Below are 24,786 nucleotides of genomic sequence, written 5' to 3'. Positions count from 1 at the left end.
CACGCTGCTACTTTTCCATCCTTTTCGTATGCGGCGTTGATATCAAGAAGAGCAGCACACCATGCTTGCTGAGCTGTTAATGCTTCCTTCTCTGTTACTGCCTGATTTACAACGATGGGCTCGTTTGCGTTCGCAATATTTGAGGTAAGTGCGACTAATGCTGTTAATGCTACAAGTTTGACTTTCATAGTTGGGAGACCTCTGGGTTGAAAGAATTGGATTGTTGCGTGTTTGACTGTGCCTAACGTTCAAATTGAGGGGCTGGCCGCCACGAAACGTGAACGGAGCCCCGAAAGTTCAAGAAACCGCAGGCCGTAAAAGAACGCTTATCGGCCAGTCCCTCTCGAATGTAGGGTTAGGCCGGAGAATGGGCGCACAGGCGAAACAGCGACCAACCCCAGCGCCACTTTACACCGCGAAACGTGAAGCCGCCACGGACAAAAAACCACCGAAGCCGCCCCGCCTGGCCGTCACCGCCGCCCGGAAAAACAGCGGCGGTTACGAAAGGCAGGGCCAGGTTTCGCCATCTTCTGAGGATGTGATTTTATATCCGTTTCGCTCTAGCACTAGCAAGGCAGGAATGAGAGTATTTGCTGCAGCTGAAATCTTCATGTGTTTGCCTAACGCCGCAATCACCCGCTTGTCGGGTGCATTGCTTTGTTATGCGCTTTCTCTGCAAGTGCGTTGATCGCACATTCATCTAACCGGGCACGCCGTACCTCTTCGAATATCCGAGCGCCCGAGCGCTCGTAGAAGCTCCTTCCTCGATCATTGTCGGTAGCCACGATCCAGTCAATACGCCCGCAGCCAGTATTCTGAGCGAGGATACACAGCTCTGAGAGTAGAGCTTCGCCCACACCGCTTCCCCGGAACTGCGGATAGACAAACAGATCGTCTAGCCAGATGCCAGGCTTGGCAATGAACGTGGAATAGATACTGTAGTACGTCGCGATACCCACGGCCTCGCCTGACTTCATGGCCAAGAGCGCAAACGCCTTGGGTTGTTCGGAGAAGAAAGCTTCCTCAATGTCAGCTTCCGTAGATTGAAGCGAATTCAAACACCCATCGAATTCCGCTTTTCCTCGAACAAGGTCGAGTATCGCAGGAACGTCCGCTTTTTCTGCCTTCCTGATTTCAATAATAAGAGTACCCTCTCTATGGATGCGCATAACGCCGCCAACACGCGCAGCTTTGTAGTGAAGGCGAAGCCGCAACCGAAATGGTGTCGCTATGCTTGGATTGGTTAGTGGCAGACGCCCGTGACGTTGGCTCTTGCCCAAAGCAGGCTCCCATGAAGCGTTGGCCGCCTACATTCTCTGCGGAGTGGTTGCCTCTCTAGTTCAGGCAACCAGCAGGTGACGTCTAACCGCGTGCTGTGCATCAGTCTTTCATATTCTTCCACGCGAATACCGAGGCCAAAATAATGATACCGATGGCAGCACCAAAGTATAACGTAGCGATCGTAGCGCCAATCTCTACCGCCTGCTCAAGGAACAGAACCACCAGTATCACAACAGCCACTTGGCTTACTGTTATCTTCAAATCATGGAAGCTCTTAATGTCCGGAGGGTTTTGGGATTCTCTGTCATCATCAGACACCGGACGGATGAACAGACGATACAGGTTAACCGCCATGATCTGAAAAGTAATAGCGATCAGCAGGAGATCCAACAGCTTCAGGAGGCGAACCGCGAGGCTCTTGCCGTCGTCAGCAGAGACAGGTATATCACGTACTACATCCAGTGCGGTATTCCAGATTATGTTAACCGAGGCACCATACAAGAGCAAAGATGACACCGCACAGATAACGACTGCCACCCACACCATAAACCGACTACTTCTGAAAACTCTCTCGATCATAATTTCTCCGGGCCGCGTCACAACGTCAGTTACAGACTCACAATTTTCTCTTAGTCGGTTTCACCGGACCATCTACTATCTCGTTAATCAACCTCTAGATTGTGCTTTCTACGGCGTTAGCCGAACACTGGAGCTGTCGGATTACTGCTGGATTACTTCAAACGTTCGTGACCCTGACATGACCTGGAGAAAAGCCACTAACAGTGATTAGACCGAACGCTCGACTAATACGCAGCCTAACATTTCGCTAACAATGTTGACTTTTCTCTTGCGGATCAGTGTTTTATGCATCTTTCACTCCCTTCTGCTGCGACGTTATATCGAACGCGGTATAAGCCAGTTATAGCCGAATGCGGCATAAGCCCGCGCTTCACAGCATGTCGCCAAAGCTAGCAGGAATGAATGCTTGTGTGAGATAAGCAAGGCATCCATGCCGCCGAAGATGGGACTGCGCGTGAGCAGTTGTTTCCATAATGCTTTTTCTGCTGTTGATTGCCAAGAAATTAGTGGCCGCTTCTGGCCGGTTGCTGCCGGTCGCTACGTGCAAAGACACCCTCCGCTAAACTGGATTCGAAAGAATCTCAGTCCTACATCACTGCAATGACTTCAGTATCTAGGAGCCTCGCCTCATGTCATTGCAATGCCCTCACTGTCACTCTTCCAAAGTCGCTTCTTTTCATCACGCCATGAAGATTGCAGCTGCAGTAGGCGCCATCGGCGGTGCAGCTCGTGGCGTCAGTGCTGCTCTGGCTGGCGGTCAGGCTGGCGCAGCTATCGGCGCACTCGCCGGGCCTGTTGGCATCACTATCGGAGCCGCATCGGGAGCGATCCTCGGTGGTTTGGTTGGTGGGGTTGGCGGCTGTGCGTTAGGCGCTCAGCTAGGCGACAAGCTGGACCGTCACGTCTTGTCCAACAACCTCTGTCTCGCTTGCGCTAACCGCTTCAACCTTCCGGTCTGATCCGGCTCCGCTCGTCCCATCTCAACCCAACTTTTCCCGATCGGTGTGCTGCGCGTTGCGCAGCGCTTTATGCCGACTCGCACCCAAAGGAGACGCTCATATGGCACATCTCATCGAAACCATGGCCTACGCGGGCGCCACCCCGTGGCATGGCCTGGGTAATCGCTTATCTCAGAAACAACCCATCGAAGTCTGGCAGCGTGAAGCCGGTATGGACTGGGACATCCAGGAAAGCCCTGTCTATTTCAAGTCAGGTGCCGTCGGCCATCTTGGCGCGATCCATTCATTTCCCGAACAGAAGGTACTCTTCCGCTCCGATACCAAGGCACCGCTTTCCGTGGTTTCAAACCGGTACCACACGGTTCAGCCACGCGAGGTGCTGGAGTTCTATCGAGACCTCACCGAGGTTTCTGGCTATGAGCTTGAAACGGCTGGCGTGCTAAAGGGAGGTCGCAAATTTTGGGCACTTGCCCGTACAGGGCAGAACGCTGCGCTCAAGGGCAACGACCAGGTGAACGGTTACCTGCTGCTGGCCACGTCCTGTGACGGCACTCTTGCCACCACCGCGACGCCGACTACGGTGCGTGTGGTCTGCAATAACACACTGACCATCGCCTTGGACGGCACCACTCGAGCAATCAAGGTGCCGCACAACACCCGCTTCGATCCAAAAATGGTGAAGAAGCAGCTGGGCATCGCTGTCTCGCAATGGGACGACTTTATGTACCGCATGCGCCATCTGGCCGAACGTAAAGTCCAGTGGCATGAAGCGATGGGCTTTTTCATGAATGTCATGTGTGAGGTCAGCCCTAACAAACCCATGCCTGAAGCGCTTCCCAATGAACGAGCACTGCGCAAAGTCCAGGAGCTATATGAAGGGCGCGGGCGTGGAAGCCAGCTGGAGTCGTCTCGTGGCACCGCTTGGGGTCTGCTCAACGCCGTGACTGAATACGTCGACCACGAGCGTCGTGCCCGCAGCAACGAGTACCGCATGGACTCGGCCTGGTTCGGCCAGGGTGCTCAGATCAAACAGCGGGCGTTAGATACTGCCCTGCAACTGGTGGCCTAACCGCTCTTCCCTCTCCCTCTCCTTTTCCTATAACGCCCGGTCAGCCTCATAGCTGACCGGGCGTTTCTATGTCCGCAAGGTGACCGCTATGAAAGCGACTCCATTGAGCAACACGCGCAAAACAAGGCCGGCGCTGCGCCTGATCAGTACCAAGGAATTACCCCGCGAAGACTGGCTACAGATCCGCAAGCAGGGCATCGGCAGTTCGGACGCCGCGGCTGCGGTAGGCCTGAATCCCTACAAATCACAGCTGGAGCTGTGGATGGAGAAGACCGGGCGTGACACCACATTGCCCAAGGCAGATCCGCACGATGAAGAAAGTCCGATGTACTGGGGCAATGTGCTGGAGCCGGTCGTGGCCTGGCATTACAGCAAGCGCACCAAGAATAAGGTCCGCCGCGTCAATGCCGTGCTGCAGCACCCCGATCCTGAGTTGCCCTGGATGCTGGCCAATATCGACCGCGAGGTAATCGGTGCCGATGACGTGCAGATCCTCGAGTGCAAGACAGCCGGCATAAACGGGGCACGCCTCTGGAAAGATGGCGTGCCTGAGTATGTGCAGTTACAAGTGATGCACCAGCTCGCTGTCACCGGCAAGCAGGCGGCTGATGTAGCGGTGATGCTAGGCGGTCAGCATTTGGAGATCCACCGCATCGAACGGGACGAGCAGATGATTGCTCGCTTGATTGAACTGGAGCGCGCGTTTTGGGAGTACGTCGAGACCGACACGCCACCACCCGCCGATGGCTCGGCTTCGGCTGAAACGGCTTTGCGCTGCCTGTTCCCTCAGGACGACGGCCAAACCGTGGACTTCAGTCGCCATGCCGGGCTGACGGCAGCGTACATCGAGCTTAAAGCGCTGCGTCAGTTAATCGCTGATAAGGAGAAGCGCGAAGCCGAGCTCAAGCAAATGCTGCAGCAGGCCATCGGCGACGCCAGTCGCGCAGAGTTCAGCAACGGCTACATCACGTGGCGAAAAGCCAAGGACAGCGTTGGCTTCGACGTGGCTCGGTTGCTCAAGGAGCGGCCGCACCTGCAAGCCAGGTACTCGCTGACCAAGCCCGGAGCACGACGCTTCTTGGTCAGCTGATTTCTATTTCATTCAACCCCTTCCCTCCCCTTGGCCAGACCACGCCGTTCAAGCTGCGTGGCTGGCCTTTTTGTTTTCAGGAGTATCATCATGCTCAAAGGTCTGACTATCACCCCGCCGGTGCTCGGGCGGATTTCCATCGGCAAGGTCATCGAGAGGAACGGCAAGCGCCTGCCTGAAAAGGATGATCAATTCACCATTACCTCTCAGGTGCAGAGCCGAGACGGCTGGCTGGTGCACCCGCTTAACGATGAGCTGCGCCAAAGCAAGGACGACAAGCTGCGCAGCATCCCGGTACGTCTGCTGTTTAACGAACCGGAGCTGAATTTCCGCGCCGATTACTCCTTATTTGACCGACAGACTGGACGTCCGGTGTGCGTCGGTAACGGAGAGACCTGCAAGCGCGTCACCCAAGAAGGCATGCAGTCCCTGCCCTGCCCTTCACCGGATGCCTGTCAGCTGGCCAAGGGCGGCGCGTGCAAGCCCTATGGAAGGCTAAACGTTCTTGTCGGCGATGACGATCCTCTGGGCAGCTTCGTGTTCCGCACCACCGGCTTCAACAGCATTCGTACCCTCGCTGCTCGCCTGCACTACTTCCAGGCCATCTCGGGCAAACGCCTGGCCTGCCTGCCGCTGGAACTGCGGCTGCGTGGCAAGTCCACCCGGCAAAGCCATGGCACACCGATCTTCTACGTAGACCTGACGGTGCGGAGCGGAATCGACATGACCGAGGCGCTCCGAACCGCCAATGAGCTGGATGCACAGCGGCAGGCCACTGGCTTCGACCAGGCTGGGCTGGATGAAGCGGCGCGACGCGGCTTCAGCAACGGTGCCTTCGAGGACAGTGAGGAAGACGCCGGGGCCGTCGTTGAGGAATTCTTCCCTGTCGACAACAACGTAGAGCCAAGTCCAAAACCCGCACCACACTTAACGGGTAAACCCAGTTTGGCTGACAAGCTGGAAGCCCAATACCAGCCTCAATCACTGAATGCCTAACGCCGGCCAGACAACCCATGGAGCGAAACATGAAACTGCACAAACTCAGGGCCGGCGAAACTACCGGGACCTACCTCGTCGAGTCGCCTCTAACCGAGGCCGACATCTTGCTCATGGCCCAGCAACTGGCTAGCCAAAGATTGAGCCGTGGACGCAAGCTTACCGACCCCAAGCAAGTCTTCACCCATCTGCAAACCTTGCTCGCTGGGTACGAACATGAAGTTTTCGCGCTCCTGCTGCTCGACAGCAAGCACCGAGTGATCGCATTCCGCGAGCTGTTCCGGGGCACCCTCGACAGTGCCAGCGTCTACCCGCGTGAAGTCGTCAAGTTAGCGCTGCAATGCAACGCTGCAGCAGTGATCCTGGTGCACAACCATCCCTCTGGCGACCCCGAGCCAAGCCATGCAGACCGCGTGCTAACCGGTAAGTTGAAAGCGGCTTTGGATCTCGTCGGCGTTCGGGCGCTCGACCGCGCCGTGGTTGGCAGTGAAGGCTGTATATCACTGGCTGAGTTTGGGTACTTATGATGGCGATACTCAAAGTACTTGCAGCTCTGTTCGTATTCGTAGGGATTCTCGCGGGGTGCGTAGCGGCGTTGCTGTTGGTGATATTGCTGGTTCGCTTTCCCCTGCTAGTGCTTCCGGTTCTGCTGGCCTGTTGTATCTTCAGCACTATCCAGGGAAGCACTGACAAAAACCCTTCAATATCGGCATAAACGGGCGCGGGCAGCTTAACGGCGGCCCACGCTGCGGTTAGCATTTTTTTTGCTCCAGCTAACTGACTGGCGGCTATCGGCCCAAAAGCGGACAGTTACGCAGGGTCAGCAGTCCTTCCTTAAAGCTTGCAGGCCTTCATAGAAACAGGGGCGATTCATGTGTTGAGATCTCGCCTAGCCGAATCACGGTTGCGGGCGCAAACGGCTAGCCAACCACCACACATTAGGCGTTGCTTGCGGCGTGTACGACCACAACAGAAGGCGGTCGATAGACTCGGCTCGCCCCCATTCCTGGCACAACAGACTTGGGATGAACGACCTGGAACTTGGGCTGAATTATGAGTTTTGTAGCAAGCAACGATTCCGCAGATCAAAAGAAAGAAAACGATCCTTACAGCGCCGGAGAACAGGGGCTCGGCTACATCTTTCAACCCCGCTTTGCGCTGTACCAGGCATTGGAGCTTCCAGAGGACACCGCGATCCTCATCGAGAAGGAAGATGACCTCGATTTCTTGGAGTCCTCCGGAAAGAAGACACTGGCCTCTCTCAAGCACAAGGCTGCTGGTGAACGCCTGACTGACCTGTCTGTCGACTTCTGGAAGTCGGTTAATATCTGGCTAACTCGTTACCTGGCCAATGGACGGGTTGAGTCTGACTATCAGTTTTTCCTGTTCACCACTTCGTCCGTCGCGCCGGATTCATTCTTAAAATTCTTCCTGTACGGCGCTGATACAACCAAGGCTGAGCCCAGCCTTTGGCAACTGACAGAAAACACGCTCGCCACCAGCAAGGCGAAATCGTTCACCAAGATCAAGGAGTTGCTCTCGAAGCTGACAGCGCTGGAGAAAGAGGACTTCGTAACGAGAATCACGATTATTGACAGCACGCCTCGGATTGGCGATCTCCCAGCCCTCATCAAGGCCCAGAAAATGCGGCCAATCCGCCCTGAGCACAGGGACGCAGTCTTTGAGCGCCTGGAGGGATGGTGGAATGATCTAACTATCCAGATGCTCTGCGACCCGCAGAGCGAGCCCGTATATGCCCGGGATGTTTCGGAGAAGTTGTTCAGTTTCAGTGAGGAGTACAAGGATGACAATCTCCCCATTACCTTTGAGGACGCGACGCCCAAAGCCCCCATCGATGCGAGCACCGATAACCGGCTGTTCGTAAGCCAACTCCGTGATCTGAACCTGAGCCCCAGCCGCATCCGCAATGCGATCCTGGACTACTACCGCGCATTTGAGCAGCGCTCCGCCTGGGCAAGGCAGCGCTTGGTGGGCTCTGAAGAAATCATGAAGTATGAACGCCGGCTGACGAATGAGTGGGAGCGCACCAAAGACGTCCTATTCGATGATGCGTTCGACACCCCGATCGAGGACTGTTCTGAGCCGGAACTGATTGCCGTTGGCAAGAAACTCTATACCTGGGCTGAGACAGAAGCACAGAAGCTTGCTCACCTGAATATCCGGGCACGCGTAACGGAGCCTTACGTACTTCGCGGCAGCTTTCAGATTCTAGCCAACAAACGCCCCTATCCCACCGTTTATTGGCATCCACAGCTGCTGGATCGCCTGGCCAAGGCTGCTGGAGAGACCGAATGATTCGCTGGGATGAGCGTCCTTTTGAGACCAAGAATCTCTTCAACCCTGCCTTCTGCGGGGTAGTCCTGATGCGCGCGCTCAAGGCCTATGCAGTGATAGATCCCAAGGGCATGCCCTTTTCGATTTCACTGCTTGTATTGCCGCTGAGTCTGCACCAAGAATCTCGAAGCGCGCTGCTCAAGCACTACAAGGGCTACCTGCTCAAGACAGTGGAAACGTACCCCCAGATGCAGATCGGGCTGGCCGAGCGGGTAACCGAGATGCTGCCATTCACGTTCGAGGCATTTGCATTGGCACATTACACCGATTGCTTCGAGGTCACCCCGCAGGGACGACTCCTTCCGAAAGCCAAGAGGGTTAAAGCAGACATCGAGGGCACCGAGGAATCAGTGGCGTGCCAACGCGCAGCGGCTCTGCTGGGGACGGCTCAGCGAGACCTGAGAGCCCAGGCAAAGCTGCTGGAGCAGGCAAAGCAAGCGGTGGGCAACAACCGAAACCAGGCCATCACACTGCTGACTGAAGCCAAGGCGGTAGGAATACTCCCTCAAGAGCCCCCCATTGGGGAGGTCGAGGAGATCATTGCTGCCCTCAAAACAGCAGCGCAGTGGACTTCCGCCAAACCGCATGCCCAGCCTGAGGACAGGGTACCCAAGTTGGAGACTGAGCTGGCCAAGCTGAGGAAAACCAAGCGCGAGATCAAATCCAAAATTGAGGCCGGCCAGATATTCGAACGGCGTGCCGGCGGCTTCCAGAGCGAGGCATCGGAACACATCGACCGCCTCTTATCCATCAAGTCGCTTCCGAAGAATGCAGCCACAGGCGAATGGCAGTGGCCTTTCGCCGAAAAGAACCTGGCCATGGAAACTCCCATAGCCCAAGCGCTCATCGGCGAACTGGAATCCTTGGAAGCAGAAATGCAGACGGTGATGGGGCAACGTCCGCAGATCCAGGGCTACCTGGCGGAGGAAAATCGACGCCTTCAGGACAACACCAAATCGATTGTCGAGAAGGAAGCGGAGCTGACAGCTGCCATCGCCGCCAGTACTGTGCTGGCCAACGCCCAGAAGCAAAGCGACGCAGCCAAGTATGTGGTGGGGCGCATCAGCTTTTTCCTAGAAGGCTTCATCCCTGACAATTCGCTGAAACAGCAAGAGGCTGACTATCGCCGTAGGGAAATGCGCGTACAGGAGCTTGAAAAAGCACTGGCAGATGTCGATGTAGAAGACCGCCTGGCGTCGATCCTGAATAGCATCTCGGCACAATTCAATCTGTACAACAAACGCTTCGAGTCCGAATTCAGTGCCTACCCGGCCCGATTCGATCTGAAAAAGCTGACCATCATTTTCGACCGCCTTGAGCGCTCCGTGCCCATGGCTCGGACAGGTGGTGGCGAAAACTATCTGGCGTATCATCTCTCAGCGCTGCTCGCCCTGCATTGGTACTGCGTTAAGAGCAATCGACCCATGCCGCGTTTCTTGGTGATCGATCAGCCGACTCAAGTGTATTTTCCCTCAGAGGAGTCCTACAAGGCGGTCGACGGTACGGTATTGAACACTGAGCAATCTGATGCCGACATGGACTCGGTACGCAAGCTGTTCAACCTGCTTTACCAGTTCACGGTCGAAGACGTACCAGGCTTCCAGATCATCATCACGGAGCACGCAAATCTACGGGATGACTGGTTTCAGAAGTCGCTGGTCGAGGCACCTTGGAGCAAGCCTCCGGCGTTGGTGCCCGAGGGCTGGCCTCTCAAGGGTGAAGTGTCGCTCTGACGAGCTGTTGAATGCGTCGCTCTTATTGGCGATGGATACCAAATGCATCCACCTGAGTTGCATCGAACCTTGGCAAAACCGGAAGCTTGAGTAAGTCCAGGTCCTCGTGCCTGGAAATCCTTCCAACAGGAGTTGCCATGACCCGTCTCCGTTTCATCCCCTTTCAACTGAAACGCTTTCCACAGACGAACGAAGCTCTGTTCGCCATTGCCCTGTGGCCTGTGCTATTCGCGATCGGCTGCTGGCAAACGCCACAAATCGCCCAGTTTCTGAACGCTCGGGGGGTTGAGATCAGCATGCTGCAGGTCTTTCTGGCGGGCTTTGGAGCCTACCTGTTTCTGCTCGGTAAGCACCGCGTGTTCAACCAGCGTTATCTCGAGCACCACGCAGTCGATATTGCCTGGTACCGTCGACTGCGCGAGGTTGATCAGGAAATGGTTGCAGCTGGCCTGGCTGGCACCGATGCGCATGGGGCCGTGATGAGCGAGATGGCCCAGCTCCGCAAGCAATTGGGCTTCTTGGTCGATGCAGATGACTTCATATTGCAAGCTGAAAGTCTTGAACCGAGTAATGAGCTGGCTGCGCGGTAAGCTCAAGTAACTCAGTCATTTTTCCCCTGTAAAGTACAGTCCGGCTTCGCAGCACAGAGCCCGGCATCTTCGGTACACGATAAGGATGTTGGAGTACACGTCATGACCATCGAGCTAAACACCACAGCCATCAGAGGGCTCACCCGTCTCGCGCTTCCAGCTGACGATAGTTACATCTACCGGCTTGGAGTCGCGCTGTACGGCTTTGCTTCCCTCAGCAGCTTCATGGCCGAGCTCGCTCACCATATGGATCCGCTCGTGAACCGCACTGAGCTTCAGGCACGAACGGGCGGCGAGATCCTCAGCGAATTCCGCAAGTGCGTAAAGAAAGCTAAGGCAACAAAACCTGCGGTCGGGCCTATCGGCCGCGCCGCCGCTGACATGTTCCAAGCACTAAACACCCGGCGCTCGGACATCATGCATGCCTACCCGATCACCAACCAAGCCAGGCAGCAAATTCTGCACCGTCGGTTGGACAAGAAAAATCGCTACTTCGAGGTCACCAACGAGATGCTGGAGGAGTTCATCAGCAAGCTACATGACGTGAGCAGCTTGCTGTATGACATTCGCGTCATCATGAAGCCAGAGCTTGGCGACCGAGTGCCGGCTGCTAAGTAGTGAGCAGCTTAGATGCGTGCTCAGAAGCCCTGGAGGCGAATAGCTTCAGGGTTAGCCTCGGACTAAAGTAAATCGCCCCTGGTTTCGTAGTCATTCAATAACCTCGTTGGGCTGGATACGAGTGGCTGCTACTGGCCGGTTTCCGCCTGTGGCCAACCGGCTGGAGTCGGCCAGTAGCAGCCATTCCCTTCACGCAGCTTCGATCTCGAAGTGGGTCAGATGCAGAGTTAAGTCGCGCTGCAAGGAGGCACCGCTTTTAAGAAAGTTGTTAGCGGCAGCAGTGCTTGTATTTCTTCTCTGAGCCACAGGGGCAAGGCACGTACCGGCCTACCGGCGGGCCAATGTAGGCTGGTTGGTGCGTTATAGGTGGAACCCAGCCCCAGCAGACTTTGGGTCACCGGCCCTATTAGAGTCCCTCTCAACGGTCGCTTTGGTTCTTCGAACAGTCATACGCATGCTTCTTTAAGAAGGCGTTTTTGATCGGTAGCTGACAAGAATGGCCTAAGAAGGCTGGAGCGACGACAAAGTTGCCCAAATTCGGTCATCCTCACTGCATTGGCTGCGCCACACCTCCGCGACGTTCGATGCGTCACACCGAGACATGAAGGATCTCCAAGCCGACCGTCCCCATCACAGCATTAGCACTACGCAAAACACCTATTATGATCCTTGAGACGGACAACGAGTGAACTCGGCAAAACGCGCTGAAAATCAAGCTTAGGCCCCTGTCAGCGCTTCCGCCCTCCTCATCGCTGCTATCGCACCCTTCTGAACTTGAGTTTTGTAGCTCAGGCTTCGCCAGTGGTCGATTCATGCCTATAGCTCAACTGCCGATAAGCGTCGTCAGTCAGCGGTTCACGCTTGATATCTTTTGAAAAAAAGCGTCTGATCGCGATCCGATTAATCCTCCATATTCGGACAGGGACGTATGGGAATTTTGAGCTCCATGTTCGGCTGGATTCAGGCCAAGCCAGCCAAGGGTGACAACCCAGACCTCTATCCGCTCGACTACGACGAGCTCAAGAAAGAAATCGATGTTGAGCAGGAGGCCCGGCGGCTGGCTGTGCTCAATAGCCCCTCCCCTGATAAAACAACATTGAGTTCTGTGGAGATGCGCATAGTCGACAGGATCGAAGAGTATCGATCCAAAGTTGTCAGGTGGTCGCACGAGCACCTTATCTACCTACAGCGGCGCATGTCAGAGCTCGACATCACCAAGAACGTAAATCGTGCACGAGAGCTTGCAGAAGAATTTAAGCGCGTTGCGAACGACATCATCTCAAGTCATGACCATGAGCTAAGGCAGCTTGACGATGAAGCGCGTCGGGTGGCCGTGGATCTGGACAATTTTAAGGCCAGTAACAACCTCTATCGCCAGCCTAAAGAGCCAATGGGCGGGATCAAGAAGAGTTTTTGGATTCTGATTTTGATCAGCCTGATTCTGATTGAGGGCCTCATTAACTCAAATTTCTTTTCTGCAGGCCTTGATGGGGGCTTGATTGAAGGGTTCACCTACGCCGGTGTTCTGGCCGCCCTGAACGTTATCGTTAGCTTCTTCATCGGTTATATCGGCTTGAAGTACCTCTGGCACATCAAGCCCGCTGGAAAGCTTTGGGGGTATGCCTCTCTTCTTATAGCAATGGCCGTCATGTTGGTCATCGCACTGATCACAACGCATTTAAGAGACGCATTTACCATCGTTTCATTAGATGGTGATGCGATGGCTATCGCCTGGGATCGTTTGTGGCCGGCTCCTTTCCAGTTCCAAGGCATACAGTCTGTCCTGCTGTTTGGCGCTAGCGTTTTCTTCTCCATCTGCTCATTGGCGAAGGGTTTGACCTGGGGCGACATTTATCCAGGCTATAGCCGACATGCAGAAAGACTCGCCGAAACTCGAGCCATGCATGACAGCAAGGTTGATCTGGTGCGTGAAGAGTTGAAGGCATCCAAGGAAGAGTTTGAAGAACGGCTAGACAAGATCCTGAATGACTCCGCCAGTGAGGTAGTGCGCCTCAAGGAGCACGTTGAGCGCAAGGCTATCACCGGCCGGCGAATGAGCAACTACCTCGACAAATCCGAGCACACCCTTGGCGCACTGATCGAACTGTTTCGAACCGAGAATGGAATGCACCGCAAGCTGGATACACCTGCTTACTTCAATGTTCCGGCCACCCTGCGCTCGATCACACCGCCCGAAGTAAATGTCGAACCGGATCAGCGCGATGTAGATAGGCAGGAAGCCTTGCTAGACGGCGTCATCGCACAGGCAGAAATCATACGTGGTCAAATTCAGTCAGCGTTCGTGCTGTGCTATGACCAGGTAACCCCGCTTCGTGATCATTTGAAATCGGCGCAATAGTCATGGCTCGACGCAGTAAATTAGCTCAGAAAAAGCACAATATCGCCATTGCAATGATGGTCGCCGCAGTAATCACAATGATCGCAATTGGCGGTGCCATTGCGTATCTCTACATGGGTCGTGATGAGCCCGTTGACTCGGTTACCTTGTGCCCGGCACCAGGCCCAGAAGGTCACACTGTCCTGCTGGTGGACAATACAGATCCAATGAACTTTATCCAGCGCCAGGCAATGACTCAGCGACTCAAGGAAGCTGCCGATAAGCTCGTCCCTGAGGGCCACATGGTGTCTGTCTTTGTGCTTGGCGAGTCATTTACTGACAACGCCATGCCGATTTTCGAGAAGTGCAACCCTGGCACTGGTGAGGGCAAAAATTCACTAAACTCCAATCCCAAGCGCATCAAAAAACGGTTCGTAGATGAGTTTCAGGGCCCACTGGTTCGCCTGAGGGATCAGGTAGTGCTTGATACACCATCTGACCGCTCACCAATCTTCGAGATGCTGCACCTTTTGTCGATCAATGGCTTCAGCCGTATCGATGCACAAGGCCCTCGCACGCTCATCATTTTCTCGGACATGCTCCAGCACATGCCTGAATTCAGCATGTTCAAGGCTCTGCCCGAGTTCAAAGCTTTCCGAGAAAGCACATACGGCCGCAAATCTCAGGCTCGCCTGGAGGGTGTTGAAGTGCACCTGAATTATTTGCTCAACCACCCGAAACTGCAAACGAACAAGCAGGCGTCTTTTTGGGAGCAGTATTTTGATAACAGCGGTGCGCACCTGGTCAGCGTCAAGGCCTTTGAGGGATAAGCATGAACAGCCAAAAACAGATCAAGCTGCCGGCGCTTTTTGCCGTAGCGTGCGCAGCCAAGATTTTGTGCCTAATCATCAGCTTTGTGATCGGCGATCTGTGGATCACAGGTGTGCTGCTTCCAATCACAGTGATGGTCGCGTATCTGGTGATTGGTGGTAAATACCGCACATCAGACGTCTCTGATGAGAAGTTTGCCGACTCTTGCTACTACCTCGGCTTCATCTTCACGGTCGCATCGATCATTGCAAGCCTGATCGACCTGCCTAACATACAGGGCGACATGCTCACCATTGCCGCTCGCTTCGGCGCTGCGATGATCACCACAATTGTGGGCCTGACAGTACGCGTCGTGCTGGTTAGCTTCCGGCCGAACATGGATGACGCACTGCGCAATAACGAGCAGAGTGCGATTGACGCCTCGCGCCGGCTGACAGACGAATACTCGCGGGCTTTGATGGCGCTGGTGCATTTTCGGGGGGAGGTTTTGGAGGCGACCACTGAAGCTGTCAAATCTGTGCGCGACAGCTTCGAAGAAATTGCCAAGCACAATGCTGCTCAGATGGATGCGCATTACGTAGAGCTCTCTGAGCGCAACAAGGCTCATTTCGAGGATCTGAGCAACCGCATCAACTATGCATTTATTGAAAATGTTCGAGAGATCAAAAAATCATCGATGAGCCTGGGCCTTGTAGTCGAGAAATATGCGCGTGAGACCGGCGCGTCACTGGGCAAGCTCAATCAAAACGTCGAAGACTTCACCAACAACGTGGTGGCGAAGCTCGACAGTGTAGCGTTTCCCGATGATTTGTTTTCTCAGAAGCTCGCCGGGCCTATCGATGAGCTCAGGGGCTCTACCGAACAGGTAACCGCAGGCGTTCGCGCTGTTACCAAAGACGTGAACAGCGCGGCCAAGTCTGTTGAGCGCTCCGTTTCAAAGATCAACACCCAGAGCGAAAGCATCAGCACTGTGCTCGAGTCTGCTGCACTCATAGCTCAAGAGCAATCGCGCATGGTGGAGCTGGCATCATCGACCCATGCGATGACCCTGGCCCAGGCCGAGCACCACAACCAGGCGCTGGAAAGACTTGCGCAACAACAAGATCGAGTCAACGAGCGCCTCGATGCCCAAATCACCAGCCTAAACGTCATGTCCAAGTCAGCAAAGGATATGAGTGGATCAGTCGCAACGCTAGTTGAGCAGATCAGCCAGGGCCAACAGGCGACTGTAAACCTGTCTCAGACCGTAGAGCGAAGCCATGCCGATCAGCAGTCGCTGATTAATGCGATCAAGGTCACCATGGAGTCGCTACCCATGCTGGTAAAGGAGTCTCGTACACTGTCAGAGGCTCTGGTTGGCGAGATGAGGTTCTTCCAGGACGAGTCCATCAAGAATCAAGAGCAAATCACAGCAGCTCTTGAACGCTTTGAAGCTGCATCCAGCAAAGCACTCACGACACCCCGCATTGTAGATGGGCGTGTGTCCACTAGCGTTGCGGCGCCGACGGCTCACGATGCGGCCCAACACGAAAATCTGCTTGAGAGAGTGGACGCTGCCATTGGAGCAATCAAGGCCGTGTCCTCCCCCGCGCCCCTTCGTCCGACCGCAGACACCTCTAGCTCAACGTAATCGAAGGTACATGGATGTCTGCTAAGAATGATCAGGTCTTTCAGCTTTCGCTGACTGAAATCGCCTTCATGCTCACCTTTCTCCTGATGCTTGTGCTGGGCCTCATGCTGGTTGGTCTGCAGAACAAGAATCGAGATCTGCTTGATCAACTTCAATCAGAGTCCACCCTCGAGCAGCAGCATTCAGCGATGACAAGTGCGCGTGATTTCATGCGGCAAACGCTTGAGACTATTGGTTTCAAAGACCCTGACGAGGTGATTTCACAGCTGGTTAAGGAATCTCACGCCCATGCAGAGTCAGAACGCCTAAAGGTGCTGCTCAATGAGAAAGAGCAGCAGCTGACTGCGATGGTTGAGCTTGAGAAGGTGCTGGCTCAGATGAGTCAGAAAACCGAGGCCACTGCTGCGCAAATTCAGACCTCTCTGGTCGTCATGTCAAAGCTAGGTGAGAGGCTGGGGCCTGAGTCGTCAGCAGGTGATCGGTCCGCTGAGCTTGATCGTCTCATTTCAGCGACAGAGCTTGTAGCCGGCCAGGCGCCGAAAGATGACGAGTTGACGATTGTAGAGAAGGCAACGGCTGTCGTGGCTGATGCCCAAGCTTATCAGGAGATTAAGAGCAACAAACTCAACCCCGTCGAGCTCAAGCGAGAAAATGCCAACCTTCGAGGACAAATGGTGTACCTGCAGAACAGGCTGGATGCACGAGGCGGAATGGACTTTCCACCTTGTTGGGCAGATGAGGTAACCGGTAAAACTCAATTGCTGTTTTCGTTGGTGCTGCGCGATGAAACTCTACTGGTCTCCCCCGCCTGGCCGGCCAGCCGCGAACAGGATGCGGCTGTACTGCCGAACATAAAGCAGATCCTTTCCAAACCAGAGGTTGGGTATCCTGAATTCATAAGCTCAGTGCGACAAATCTTCGCATTGTCCAAGCAACAGAACTGCCGGCACTATGTTCTGATCGACAATACCATTACTGATGCCGTGCAGTCAGATCGAAAGCGCCTGATGATCGAAGGCAGCTTCTACAAGATTGAAAAACGCCGTTGAGCTAGGGGTTTATGTGGGTAGTTTCTATGCTGTCAAAATCGGTCTCAGGCCTGGCGTCTACGAGGGGTGGTTCGGTATTGGTGGCGCTTTTGAGCAGGTCAACAACTACCCGAACGCCAAATACCGTCAGTTTTTCACTCAAGATGAGGCTGAGGATTGGCTCGATGATGAGGGTCAAACAACGCTCCCAGCCCAGCCGAGACCCATCCTCGATGGCATAGGCGTAATCGTAACGCTCATACCAACTGGTTCTACTGAAGCCACAGGCGAGTATGTGGCGACTGGACGTTACGAAACGAGAGAAGCAAAAGAGGCCGAACGCCTGGCAATAGACGAATTCTGGACGGACGAGCTCAGCGCCAGGGGCACCCCTTATTGCATCACCCTGGAGATTGGATTCTGATGGGCTGCCCACCATGCACCTCTAAGCCTCTTCTGGCCTACTTCGTTGCAGCCGATGATCAGAAGAAAGCGTGATAGAGGTTCAAGCACCGGCGACCGCAACCGAGTTGATGCAACTCAGGACGGGGATAATCATTCGCTGGATCTCGTCTAAAACGGCTCCGGCAATATGATTGTTGCTACCCAGGGCGGCTGGTGGGTCGAAGGCGATGTAGGTGTAATCAGCCAAACAGGCTCTTCTAACTCCGCCTCGCTGGGTCAGAAGCTGTCAGGTATCGAAGGACAATGACAGACACCGCTACCATCATCCAGAACGGCGTAGGTAACAGTGCTGTTGTGGTGCAGGGACAGTAAAGACTGACGCGAGTCGAAACCCCGCCTATCTTGGAGCCTAAAACCCAACCGTTTGGCTCATACTAATTCCCTTTTGAGTGGCGAAGAATCCGTCCCCCACACATTCATAAGGCCGTCATTGAGCAAGTAGGTGAGCGTCCTGATCCGGATGACTGAAGTCAGAAGCCCAGCGTACACGGGCGCTTTTACTCCGTGCCCAAGCAGGCTTCTAATCTCACGACAGAACTGCGCGGAGCGATCCACACCCATTTTTCCGCGGTCAGACCACTTCAACGCTACGCCTCCTCCCTGCTGGGGAAGGTGGTGTAGCACTCGGAAACTGAAGTAAATTCACCGTCACGGCAGAGCCAGCGGCTTAAGAACGTATACCCGACTGCCAGCCCGGCAATATGTGCCCTGGTGGCCCTATCGCTTCGGCGGTTGCGCGCAGCTGCTTGGGCACGGGTCTCGTCCTTGTATTTAGTCTGAAGCAAGGAAACGATTAGCAGTGCCATCAGTACGTAGAACAAGCTTACGAGCAAGAGCTTTGCAAGGAAGGACAAGCCGATTTTCCAGATAGCGTCATTCGCTACAAATGCCATGAATAATGCGAACGCAATAGCGAGCAGGACAGCAAGCATTCCCACAAGCTCAGGTAGTGGCGATGGAAACTCTAGCCACGAGAGCAGTAACCAGGCGAAAAACCCGCCTACGGGCAGAGCATTGGTGACGAGCGCATCGGTATAGTTAGCGTAGACGGTCAGCTCGCCGGAACGATGCAGCGCAACGGCCGCACCCAACACGCAGAGCATCGCGATAGCAGCATATTTCCAAGCCGGTCCATCAACAAACCGCTCCCACAGACCTTTTTGAGCGGCAGGGGCGATAACTGGTTGAACCTGGCGGCCAGTACTCGCTGCCTGCGAGACAGCCGAATATCGCGGACTCGATACGGGACGGGCTTCGCTTGACCGCGCTGCGCTTTCCTGCTGCTCAGCGAGGGCATCCGAATTGATACGGGCTAGGTTTTCGCCTTCTCTGCGTAACAGCTCAGCCTCTTGCGCCTGCTGTCGCTGCGCTTCAACCACCTGCAGCCTCGCTTGCTCTGCTTCCCAAATGGCGATTGAGGCCCTGTGCTTTTCGTCACGAATGAAGTGACCGAGTTCGGTGATGCGGTCCGACATGCTCTCGTCGACACACTTCTGCACAGAGCAGACGTCTCTAGAAGCGACCCAAGCTCTTTGGGCGTCGCGCAACGCAATGGGGTCTCCCGCTACTCCACGAGCCTCGTGGTAAAGCTTGCTCAAGATATCGTCGAGACCAGATAAGTAGCCATCGCGACAGATTTCTTTCTCGGCAAAACTGGCGGCCCTCGAGCAATCGAAGCTCACCGCTTCGACGCTTATGGTCAATAACATTAGGAACAGCGCTAACACGCTTCGGAAGATCATCATTTGGCCTATGTATTCCAACGTCGCGCCAGCGGGTGGCGCATCGCGACGTAAGCTACTAGCGTCGCGATTCCATGAAGTTATGCTGAAGCCGGACAATGAGTTGATTGCCAGCCAGCCCTACTTATCTGACCGGCGTTTGCCGTCCATCAGAGTGTGGTCTGAACTACAACTAGACCGGACGCGGCTAAAGGCACGGCCGGTGCCCTCTGATTAACGGCACATAAACAGTAAACTTGAATGGAGCGAAATGGCCGCCTATCTGGCGACCGCCGTCAGGCTCGGTGCACGCTTGGGAGGTAGCCTATAGCCAGGCGTATGCAATCGATTGCTGGGTTCCTAGCCCGGCTGGCTCGAGCCAATGCCGGTAGGCCTCCGTACACTACAGTGCTCATGACGCGCCTGCTGGTCTTGCGGCAGTTGTTCAAACTCGGAGTTTCAGCTCCTCGACCGCATGAGCGGGGTCAGCGTGGATCGTCGGCACAAGCTGGTCCCAACGTGCAGGTGAGCGAGGCGGACACGCTGCATCTGGTCGCCGTGTTGGATCGAGGAAACAGCAGCCGAGACTTCTGGGCTGATCGTGGCTATCACAACAAGCCTCGCGAACATTGGCTCAGCTCAACGGATGGCGCCCGCACATTAGCGTGAAGGCCAAGCGAGCAAGCCCATCGGGAGCGGAATAAAGCACGTAGTCAACGCATACCCAGCCCACGAGCACAGGTTGAGCGAGATATTAACCAGCCTGGCCCAGATGGGTTGCAAAACGCCGCTCAATACATATTAGCCAGTGGTGATACTTTGCACAGCCATCGCTTCAGACAAAGCCATGTAGGACAGCGTCACGACCCGGCAAAAAGGCAGGCTAACACTGCCAAACGCAGCCTGACGTCTTATGCAAGTTCAACTGCGACAGGGTTTTTCACCACATTGAGCGGGGGCAGAGTATTGCCATGCTCTAGGAAATACGAGTCGATCGCCAAAGCTTCATACCAAAACAATCGTCCAGTCAGCATATGGTCTGACCCAAGTTTTGATAAGGGAAAAAAAGCAATCATCATTTTTTCCGTCTTTCCTTGAGGCCATCGCCATGCTGCCGAATGGCCATCGTAACGTTCCTCCCAAAATATGCCTGCTGAGGATGCGAATTGTGCTATGCGGGCCTTAAAGTTCTTTGTCTGCCCGATATATTGCACCCCCGGTTCATCTGGCGTGGGCATCGCGCCAGTAGGTGACCAAGCAATACAGTAAATACCTGCCGCATTCGTGATACTGGCCAGGCCCGGATTGATCTTGTGCGAACGACCTCCTGTTCCTGGCCAGAAACACCCTTCCACGTCTGTCCAGGGAAACCAGCGGTTCTCATGAGGGCGAAGATCGAATAGCTCTGACGGCATGGCGGGCTCCAGTATTTTAGGTTCGTTTATTAGCATTATGGGACCGTGGAAGCGCAACAGACCCCCCCGCGGTCCACGGAGGTCCCGCACGTAAAGAATCTCCTAGTCTTCACGAACCTAGAACAACTTCCAAGAAAATCATACGGCAACACAGCCATGCGACGCATTCCGTCGTGCACATGCGACATGCTCCCGGCACGACAGTCAGGAGCATATACATGGATCGCTTGATCAAAGAAAATCTCGAAGCCTTACTGAAGGAAGCAGCCGGAACCAAGCGCCTTGGGCGACGAATTATCAATCTCGCCGGCTTCCTCGGCACCGCAGAAATCCCTGCTGGAATCCAAATCCAGCTCAACGAGTTATCACGTCTTCTGATCCTTCATGACGCGTTCGATGCTCTGCTGGAACCCATCACGCTACTGTCACGCGCTGACGTGTCGCGCATGCTCGACACCCAAGCACTTGTAGCAATGATTTCCAGCCTAGAGGCATCCCGCCAAGCCATCGCGGACACGGGCACGATCAATTACGCGGAGCTCATCACCTGGCTTGTAGGCCAGGCCCAGTCGCGCCGAATCCTTCGCCTGAAGAACCCAGCGTCTGGAGCGTGACGATGGCCGACCTGAGCAACCTCATCCCACCGCTTCCACTGCGCATGCGCATCATGGACTTCAACTCGGGTTACGAGTCCATACACACACAGATCAAGTGGAAAAATCAGCGCACCCTGCTGGGAGCCAGTGACATCGCCTTTGCTATCAACGCCCCACTGGACTATCTAGCCGACGACGATGGGGCCAACTATGTATTCTTTGTCGAAACAACTCCTCGCTCGAGAGATCTGGGGCGTGGCGGTTACCAGATCGTGGCAGAGCCGCACATTGCCGCGACGGAATTTCAAGCCTGGTCCGAACAAGTCGTTCGCTACGTTCGTATCGCGGCATTAGGCTGTGAGTGGCCCGGACGCAACTACGCCGACTTCCGCCAGTTCCTAACCTATAGCAAGGGCCGGCAGCTCCATTTCTCGCTTTCGGACATCGACTACGCGTTTCCACTGCCCTTGCTGGCCCCCCCCAGCAAAGACTTCCGCACGCTTTACCTACTACTAATCGACAACGAGATACCGGATCTATATACCCTCTCCGAGCTTGCAGAGGCGGTCGAAGAAATGAACCCCCGCTTGGAAACGATGCTATTCAGTACAGCCATCCAGCCGAACATGCCCGCGAGGGTAATGTTCTTGGGCGAAACCTCGGCTAGCCTGGTGCTTTGAGTGCCGCTTTTGCATGCAGCGCGCATGCACCAATTGCACACAGGCGATTTGGCAAAAGCGATAATCGCCAAACTAACAGCTGAAGGGATCTCACCGGTGCCCACTAACTCTTCTCGTCGCACGCTGGCTCGTCAGTGGGAATTGCTCAAGCTCTTGCCGACTAAGCCCCCGGGCCTATCCGCGTCCGACCTGCAGCGCCGACTCCAAGATTCCGGTCACGAAACGAGCAAACGGACAGTGGAGCGAGATCTGAACGAGTTGTCGCAGTTATTTCCTCTGGAGTGCAATGACAAAGGTGCGCCTTATGGCTGGCATTGGATGCCAGGCAGCCCAACCGAGCTTCCCGGTCTGTCGCTGAGCGATGCCCTGACGTTGCAGTTGCTGGAAGGCAGCGTGCGCCTCCTGATCCCGCGCTACATGCTGAAAACGCTGGAGCCAAGGTTTGAGCAGGCCCGCCTGAAACTGCAAGCTTTGAAAGAGGAAGTCCCTACAGCCGGCTGGCTCGACAAGGTCGCCACGGTGCACCCCGAGCTTTCATTGCTCCCACCGATCGTCGATGTGCAGCATCTGGAGACAATACAAGAAGCCCTGCTGCACAACAGACAGCTTGATTGCAGCTATTACGCAGCCCACAAAGATCGCCAGCGCCACTTCACCCTCAACCCACTAGCGCTCGTTCAGCGCGGTCAGGTGACCTACCTGCTGGCAACAGTGGATCCATTTGAAGATGTACGCCAGTTTGCATTGCACCGATTCGGTACCGTGCAGCAGACCGCATCCGCCTCAACCATGCCAGAAGGCTTTAGCCTGAAAGCCTATCTCGCAAGCGGCGCCATGCAGTTCGGCACCGCAGCCACAATAAAGATCGAAGCTTGGGTCAACGAAGGCCTGAGCCGACTCCTTGCAGAGACGCCCCTATCAAACGACATGCTCTTGGCACCGGAGGACGACGGCGCCGTTGTAACGGCGACGGTCAACGACAGCTGGGAGCTGCGCTGGTGGATCCTTTCGCATGCTGGCTCGATCCAGATTCGAAAGCCCGCTACGCTAGCAGGGGAAGTAGCTTATAGACTCAAACAAGCCCTTCAATTGCAATCAAACAGGTAGCCCATGACTGATCTGACCGTTGTCGACATCTGCTGGACCGAACGAACCAAGCTCGTGTATGACGCTGAGAAGCAGGAATACATGCTTCCTAGCACGCCCTCGGCGCTAGGAAATGGGCTCTATTGCATTTATGGCCGCCACCCCGTTTATGGCCCTGATGTACTTCTATATATCGGTGAAACCAAAGAAGCGGAGAGTCGCCGCTCCTTCCGAGATAGGCTCGGTGAACACGTAAAAGGACGGTTCTGGTACCACGCCAACCTGTCTGTAACGCTTGGCACTCCAGACGCTAGCCTGATGCTGCAGCCCCAGGACATCTGCCTTATTGAATCGATTCTGATCGCAGCTCACAAACCGGCGTTGAACCGCAAGCACATTGACTGCGCGATGGCGGGTGCCGAGCGGTTCCTAATAAGAAACTGGGACTTTCCCGAGGCGCTTCAGCACGAGTGCTCGGGGTACTACTGGCGACAGTAACCACCAGCACCAGCTAACGGCCTCTGTTGCCCTCCGCGGGTTGCGACATCTGATGGCAGACACCGCAAGGACTTCGTAACCTTCCCGCAGAGCTAGCTGAAATCGAAGACGGTTCTGGCAGCTCATCAACCTCGCCACGACGGACCTTATGGTCGACTCGGTATTCAGTGCGCTTCGGTATCGGCAGCTAGGCTCGCATCTTCTCGGCCGATAACCGCAACATCTCTGCCCGAGCCAATAACGCTCAAATGGTGCGAGTATCACATCCGAGCAAGGTTTAGGCGGTGCCCCATTCGTAGTGCTCGTCCGCCCTCTGGCTTGATACGCAGAGGCTGGCTGTCTTTGGTCAGGTAGGTCATGACCTTCATGATATTGCAGCGAGCATCCTGATCGGAGCGGTAAATCGTTCCGATCCCAGTTCTTTGCCATACGACTCCTTATCGTCATTGCAGCTATGGAAATGTCCTTTTCCTTTAGTGATGCAAGCCCATAGCTCACCGATATCCCTGCCCTTTTTCCAGTCGCTGCGCACATGGGCGCCGTTGAAGAAGAACGCGACGTGAGCGTGAAAGCCCTTCCCCTCCCCCTGCTCAATGCTGCAGCCACAGCCCTGTAGATGGGCTACTAAGAGATGCGCCTATGAAAAACACCCTATAGGGAACGCCCAAACCGGCTGGAATTCATGACTTGAAAACCATGCCCGAACACTTTAGAACGTGCTTTACACATATAACTGGCCCGATAAAAGAACTCTTTCAGCTCGCTATCTTCCTCTCGAGATAAATAGTAGACAGCCCCTGTAGGCACATGTACCAACCCCTTATATTCACCATACGGTATCCGTAAGGCGCCGCTCCAGGCTCGAGCAATTCGCGTGTATAGATTGTCACGCTTAGAGTTAAATCTCCCGAGGGTATGAAAAGCGTCCTTGTTTACGAGCATAACGAAGTGATAATGCTGGCTGTCGTCACCCTCCTCTCGCGTCCACATCCAATATAGGTCAGTTTCAGGCGCGTAGCGATTAACGGCCCTAGCAGATTGACGAGCACTTCTAACCATTAGCTTGATTGCGGCATTAAAGCGAGACACCACTTCGTTGGTGTAAGCCTCAGCAGGCATGGATATGCCTTTAGGTAAGTGCAGATCAAACCGAAAAGCAAACACCCTCGGGTATCGCGCCATAGCTGCGATAGTGACGTCATGTAGACGCTCCAAATGCTCATAGATG

General features: G+C 54.9%; 24 protein-coding genes and 2 pseudogenes. 19 read left to right on the top strand and 7 right to left on the bottom strand.

Annotated elements, in window-relative coordinates; genetic code table 11:
* The 3 genes and pseudogenes from NA619_RS23700 to NA619_RS23690 all read right to left on the bottom strand — a co-directional run.
* A pseudogene (locus NA619_RS23700) lies at positions 1–188 on the bottom strand (hypothetical protein); the annotation flags it as partial.
* A 444-nt stretch (positions 189–632) separates the two neighbouring features.
* Complete coding sequence (locus NA619_RS23695; RefSeq protein WP_015278138.1) at positions 633–1,280, bottom strand: GNAT family N-acetyltransferase; 648 nt, start codon at positions 1,278–1,280, stop codon at positions 633–635.
* A gap of 100 nt (positions 1,281–1,380) precedes the next feature.
* Complete coding sequence (locus NA619_RS23690; RefSeq protein ID WP_131651679.1) at positions 1,381–1,860, bottom strand: YqhA family protein; 480 nt, start codon at positions 1,858–1,860, stop codon at positions 1,381–1,383.
* A gap of 629 nt (positions 1,861–2,489) precedes the next feature.
* Here NA619_RS23690 and NA619_RS23685 point away from each other — a divergent pair.
* The 9 genes from NA619_RS23685 to NA619_RS23640 all read left to right on the top strand — a co-directional run bounded on the left by NA619_RS23685 (position 2,490) and on the right by NA619_RS23640 (position 11,270).
* Positions 2,490–2,819 carry a hypothetical protein gene (locus tag NA619_RS23685; RefSeq protein ID WP_131651680.1) on the top strand — a complete coding sequence of 110 codons (330 nt, stop codon included), beginning with the start codon at positions 2,490–2,492 and terminating at the stop codon, positions 2,817–2,819.
* Positions 2,820–2,919: 100 nt separating this feature from the next.
* A complete protein-coding gene (locus NA619_RS23680) occupies positions 2,920–3,888 on the top strand; it encodes a DUF932 domain-containing protein (protein WP_131651682.1) in 969 nt (322 codons plus the stop codon).
* A gap of 88 nt (positions 3,889–3,976) precedes the next feature.
* Positions 3,977–4,978: a YqaJ viral recombinase family protein gene (locus tag NA619_RS23675; RefSeq protein WP_131651684.1), complete on the top strand. Its 1,002-nt coding sequence runs from the start codon at positions 3,977–3,979 to the stop codon at positions 4,976–4,978.
* Positions 4,979–5,068: 90 nt separating this feature from the next.
* Entirely contained in the window at positions 5,069–5,974 is a 906-nt protein-coding gene (locus NA619_RS23670) for a hydrolase or metal-binding protein (RefSeq protein ID WP_131651685.1), read from the top strand.
* 29 nt (positions 5,975–6,003) lie between these two features.
* Complete coding sequence (gene radC, locus NA619_RS23665; RefSeq protein WP_131651686.1) at positions 6,004–6,501, top strand: RadC family protein; 498 nt, start codon at positions 6,004–6,006, stop codon at positions 6,499–6,501.
* Positions 6,502–7,027: 526 nt separating this feature from the next.
* On the top strand, positions 7,028–8,290 hold the full coding sequence (locus NA619_RS23655) for an ABC-three component system protein (RefSeq protein WP_131651688.1): 1,263 nt from the start codon (positions 7,028–7,030) through the stop codon (positions 8,288–8,290).
* The gene (locus tag NA619_RS23650; protein ID WP_255964272.1) at positions 8,287–10,062 is read left to right on the top strand and encodes a three component ABC system middle component; all 1,776 of its coding nucleotides are present in this window, start codon (positions 8,287–8,289) and stop codon (positions 10,060–10,062) included. The genes NA619_RS23655 and NA619_RS23650 overlap by 4 nt, the downstream gene beginning before the upstream one ends.
* A gap of 137 nt (positions 10,063–10,199) precedes the next feature.
* Positions 10,200–10,652 (top strand): hypothetical protein, encoded by a 453-nt coding sequence (locus NA619_RS23645; RefSeq protein ID WP_131651691.1) that lies wholly within the window; start codon positions 10,200–10,202, stop codon positions 10,650–10,652.
* A gap of 102 nt (positions 10,653–10,754) precedes the next feature.
* A complete protein-coding gene (locus tag NA619_RS23640; protein ID WP_131651692.1) occupies positions 10,755–11,270 on the top strand; it encodes a hypothetical protein in 516 nt (171 codons plus the stop codon).
* A 268-nt stretch (positions 11,271–11,538) separates the two neighbouring features.
* Here the strand turns inward: NA619_RS23640 and NA619_RS25275 are convergent, their stop codons facing one another.
* Complete coding sequence (locus NA619_RS25275) at positions 11,539–11,589, bottom strand: SEC-C metal-binding domain-containing protein (protein ID WP_371924095.1); 51 nt, start codon at positions 11,587–11,589, stop codon at positions 11,539–11,541.
* Positions 11,590–11,775: 186 nt separating this feature from the next.
* Here NA619_RS25275 and NA619_RS25270 point away from each other — a divergent pair.
* The 6 genes and pseudogenes from NA619_RS25270 to NA619_RS23615 all read left to right on the top strand — a co-directional run.
* Positions 11,776–11,943 (top strand): annotated as a pseudogene (locus tag NA619_RS25270) (site-specific integrase); the annotation flags it as partial.
* Between the two features lie 273 nt (positions 11,944–12,216).
* A complete protein-coding gene (locus NA619_RS23635) occupies positions 12,217–13,629 on the top strand; it encodes a hypothetical protein (protein ID WP_131651693.1) in 1,413 nt (470 codons plus the stop codon).
* 2 nt (positions 13,630–13,631) lie between these two features.
* Positions 13,632–14,438, top strand: a complete 807-nt coding sequence (locus NA619_RS23630) for a hypothetical protein (protein ID WP_131651694.1) — start codon at positions 13,632–13,634, stop codon at positions 14,436–14,438.
* A 2-nt stretch (positions 14,439–14,440) separates the two neighbouring features.
* Complete coding sequence (locus tag NA619_RS23625) at positions 14,441–16,069, top strand: hypothetical protein (RefSeq protein ID WP_131651695.1); 1,629 nt, start codon at positions 14,441–14,443, stop codon at positions 16,067–16,069.
* 14 nt (positions 16,070–16,083) lie between these two features.
* Entirely contained in the window at positions 16,084–17,118 is a 1,035-nt protein-coding gene (locus NA619_RS23620) for a hypothetical protein (RefSeq protein ID WP_131651696.1), read from the top strand.
* Positions 17,102–17,521: an RNase H1/viroplasmin domain-containing protein gene (locus NA619_RS23615; RefSeq protein WP_131651697.1), complete on the top strand. Its 420-nt coding sequence runs from the start codon at positions 17,102–17,104 to the stop codon at positions 17,519–17,521. Before NA619_RS23620 ends, NA619_RS23615 begins: the two co-directional genes overlap by 17 nt.
* A gap of 628 nt (positions 17,522–18,149) precedes the next feature.
* Here the strand turns inward: NA619_RS23615 and NA619_RS23610 are convergent.
* The gene (locus tag NA619_RS23610) at positions 18,150–19,307 is read right to left on the bottom strand and encodes a lysozyme inhibitor LprI family protein (protein ID WP_131651698.1); all 1,158 of its coding nucleotides are present in this window, start codon (positions 19,305–19,307) and stop codon (positions 18,150–18,152) included.
* An 887-nt stretch (positions 19,308–20,194) separates the two neighbouring features.
* Positions 20,195–20,698 (bottom strand): hypothetical protein, encoded by a 504-nt coding sequence (locus NA619_RS23605; RefSeq protein WP_131651699.1) that lies wholly within the window; start codon positions 20,696–20,698, stop codon positions 20,195–20,197.
* Positions 20,699–20,916: 218 nt separating this feature from the next.
* Between NA619_RS23605 and NA619_RS23600 the strand changes: the two genes are divergently transcribed.
* From NA619_RS23600 to NA619_RS23585, 4 genes are read left to right on the top strand one after another with little or no spacing between them, the layout of a single operon-like run.
* Positions 20,917–21,312, top strand: coding sequence for a hypothetical protein (locus tag NA619_RS23600; protein WP_131651700.1), 396 nt, complete (start codon positions 20,917–20,919; stop codon positions 21,310–21,312).
* Between the two features lie 2 nt (positions 21,313–21,314).
* Positions 21,315–21,974 (top strand): hypothetical protein, encoded by a 660-nt coding sequence (locus NA619_RS23595; RefSeq protein WP_255964267.1) that lies wholly within the window; start codon positions 21,315–21,317, stop codon positions 21,972–21,974.
* Between the two features lie 24 nt (positions 21,975–21,998).
* Positions 21,999–23,081, top strand: a complete 1,083-nt coding sequence (locus NA619_RS23590) for a helix-turn-helix transcriptional regulator (protein WP_131651702.1) — start codon at positions 21,999–22,001, stop codon at positions 23,079–23,081.
* Between the two features lie 3 nt (positions 23,082–23,084).
* Positions 23,085–23,558 carry a hypothetical protein gene (locus tag NA619_RS23585; protein ID WP_255964265.1) on the top strand — a complete coding sequence of 158 codons (474 nt, stop codon included), beginning with the start codon at positions 23,085–23,087 and terminating at the stop codon, positions 23,556–23,558.
* A gap of 651 nt (positions 23,559–24,209) precedes the next feature.
* On the opposite strand, the gene NA619_RS23580 is transcribed toward NA619_RS23585, so the two are convergent.
* A partial coding sequence (locus tag NA619_RS23580; protein ID WP_255964264.1) for an inovirus Gp2 family protein occupies positions 24,210–24,786 on the bottom strand: 577 nt, incomplete at its 5' end.

The sequence above is a fragment of the Stutzerimonas stutzeri genome, from assembly GCF_024448895.1.
GTDB lineage: Bacteria > Pseudomonadota > Gammaproteobacteria > Pseudomonadales > Pseudomonadaceae > Stutzerimonas > Stutzerimonas stutzeri_Q.
Note: the sequence above shows the minus strand (reverse complement) of the source record. Positions and strands in the feature narration are given on the sequence as shown.

Bases quoted from the DNA above. Each gene is read 5' to 3' on its own strand.
- NA619_RS23620 (WP_131651696.1), top strand. From the start codon at position 16,084: ATGTCTGCTAAGAATGATCAGGTCTTTCAGCTTTCGCTGACTGAAATC.
- NA619_RS23585 (WP_255964265.1), top strand. From the start codon at position 23,085: ATGACTGATCTGACCGTTGTCGACATCTGCTGGACCGAACGAACCAAG.
- NA619_RS23605 (WP_131651699.1), bottom strand. From the start codon at position 20,698: ATGCCGTCAGAGCTATTCGATCTTCGCCCTCATGAGAACCGCTGGTTT.
- NA619_RS23600 (WP_131651700.1), top strand. From the start codon at position 20,917: ATGGATCGCTTGATCAAAGAAAATCTCGAAGCCTTACTGAAGGAAGCA.
- NA619_RS23670 (WP_131651685.1), top strand. From the start codon at position 5,069: ATGCTCAAAGGTCTGACTATCACCCCGCCGGTGCTCGGGCGGATTTCC.
- NA619_RS23655 (WP_131651688.1), top strand. From the start codon at position 7,028: ATGAGTTTTGTAGCAAGCAACGATTCCGCAGATCAAAAGAAAGAAAAC.
- NA619_RS23640 (WP_131651692.1), top strand. From the start codon at position 10,755: ATGACCATCGAGCTAAACACCACAGCCATCAGAGGGCTCACCCGTCTC.
- NA619_RS23680 (WP_131651682.1), top strand. From the start codon at position 2,920: ATGGCACATCTCATCGAAACCATGGCCTACGCGGGCGCCACCCCGTGG.
- NA619_RS23690 (WP_131651679.1), bottom strand. From the start codon at position 1,860: ATGATCGAGAGAGTTTTCAGAAGTAGTCGGTTTATGGTGTGGGTGGCA.
- NA619_RS23625 (WP_131651695.1), top strand. From the start codon at position 14,441: ATGAACAGCCAAAAACAGATCAAGCTGCCGGCGCTTTTTGCCGTAGCG.
- radC (WP_131651686.1), top strand. From the start codon at position 6,004: ATGAAACTGCACAAACTCAGGGCCGGCGAAACTACCGGGACCTACCTC.
- NA619_RS23630 (WP_131651694.1), top strand. From the start codon at position 13,632: ATGGCTCGACGCAGTAAATTAGCTCAGAAAAAGCACAATATCGCCATT.
- NA619_RS23610 (WP_131651698.1), bottom strand. From the start codon at position 19,307: ATGATGATCTTCCGAAGCGTGTTAGCGCTGTTCCTAATGTTATTGACC.
- NA619_RS23675 (WP_131651684.1), top strand. From the start codon at position 3,977: ATGAAAGCGACTCCATTGAGCAACACGCGCAAAACAAGGCCGGCGCTG.
- NA619_RS23650 (WP_255964272.1), top strand. From the start codon at position 8,287: ATGATTCGCTGGGATGAGCGTCCTTTTGAGACCAAGAATCTCTTCAAC.
- NA619_RS23645 (WP_131651691.1), top strand. From the start codon at position 10,200: ATGACCCGTCTCCGTTTCATCCCCTTTCAACTGAAACGCTTTCCACAG.
- NA619_RS23590 (WP_131651702.1), top strand. From the start codon at position 21,999: ATGCACCAATTGCACACAGGCGATTTGGCAAAAGCGATAATCGCCAAA.
- NA619_RS23595 (WP_255964267.1), top strand. From the start codon at position 21,315: ATGGCCGACCTGAGCAACCTCATCCCACCGCTTCCACTGCGCATGCGC.
- NA619_RS23635 (WP_131651693.1), top strand. From the start codon at position 12,217: ATGTTCGGCTGGATTCAGGCCAAGCCAGCCAAGGGTGACAACCCAGAC.
- NA619_RS23685 (WP_131651680.1), top strand. From the start codon at position 2,490: ATGTCATTGCAATGCCCTCACTGTCACTCTTCCAAAGTCGCTTCTTTT.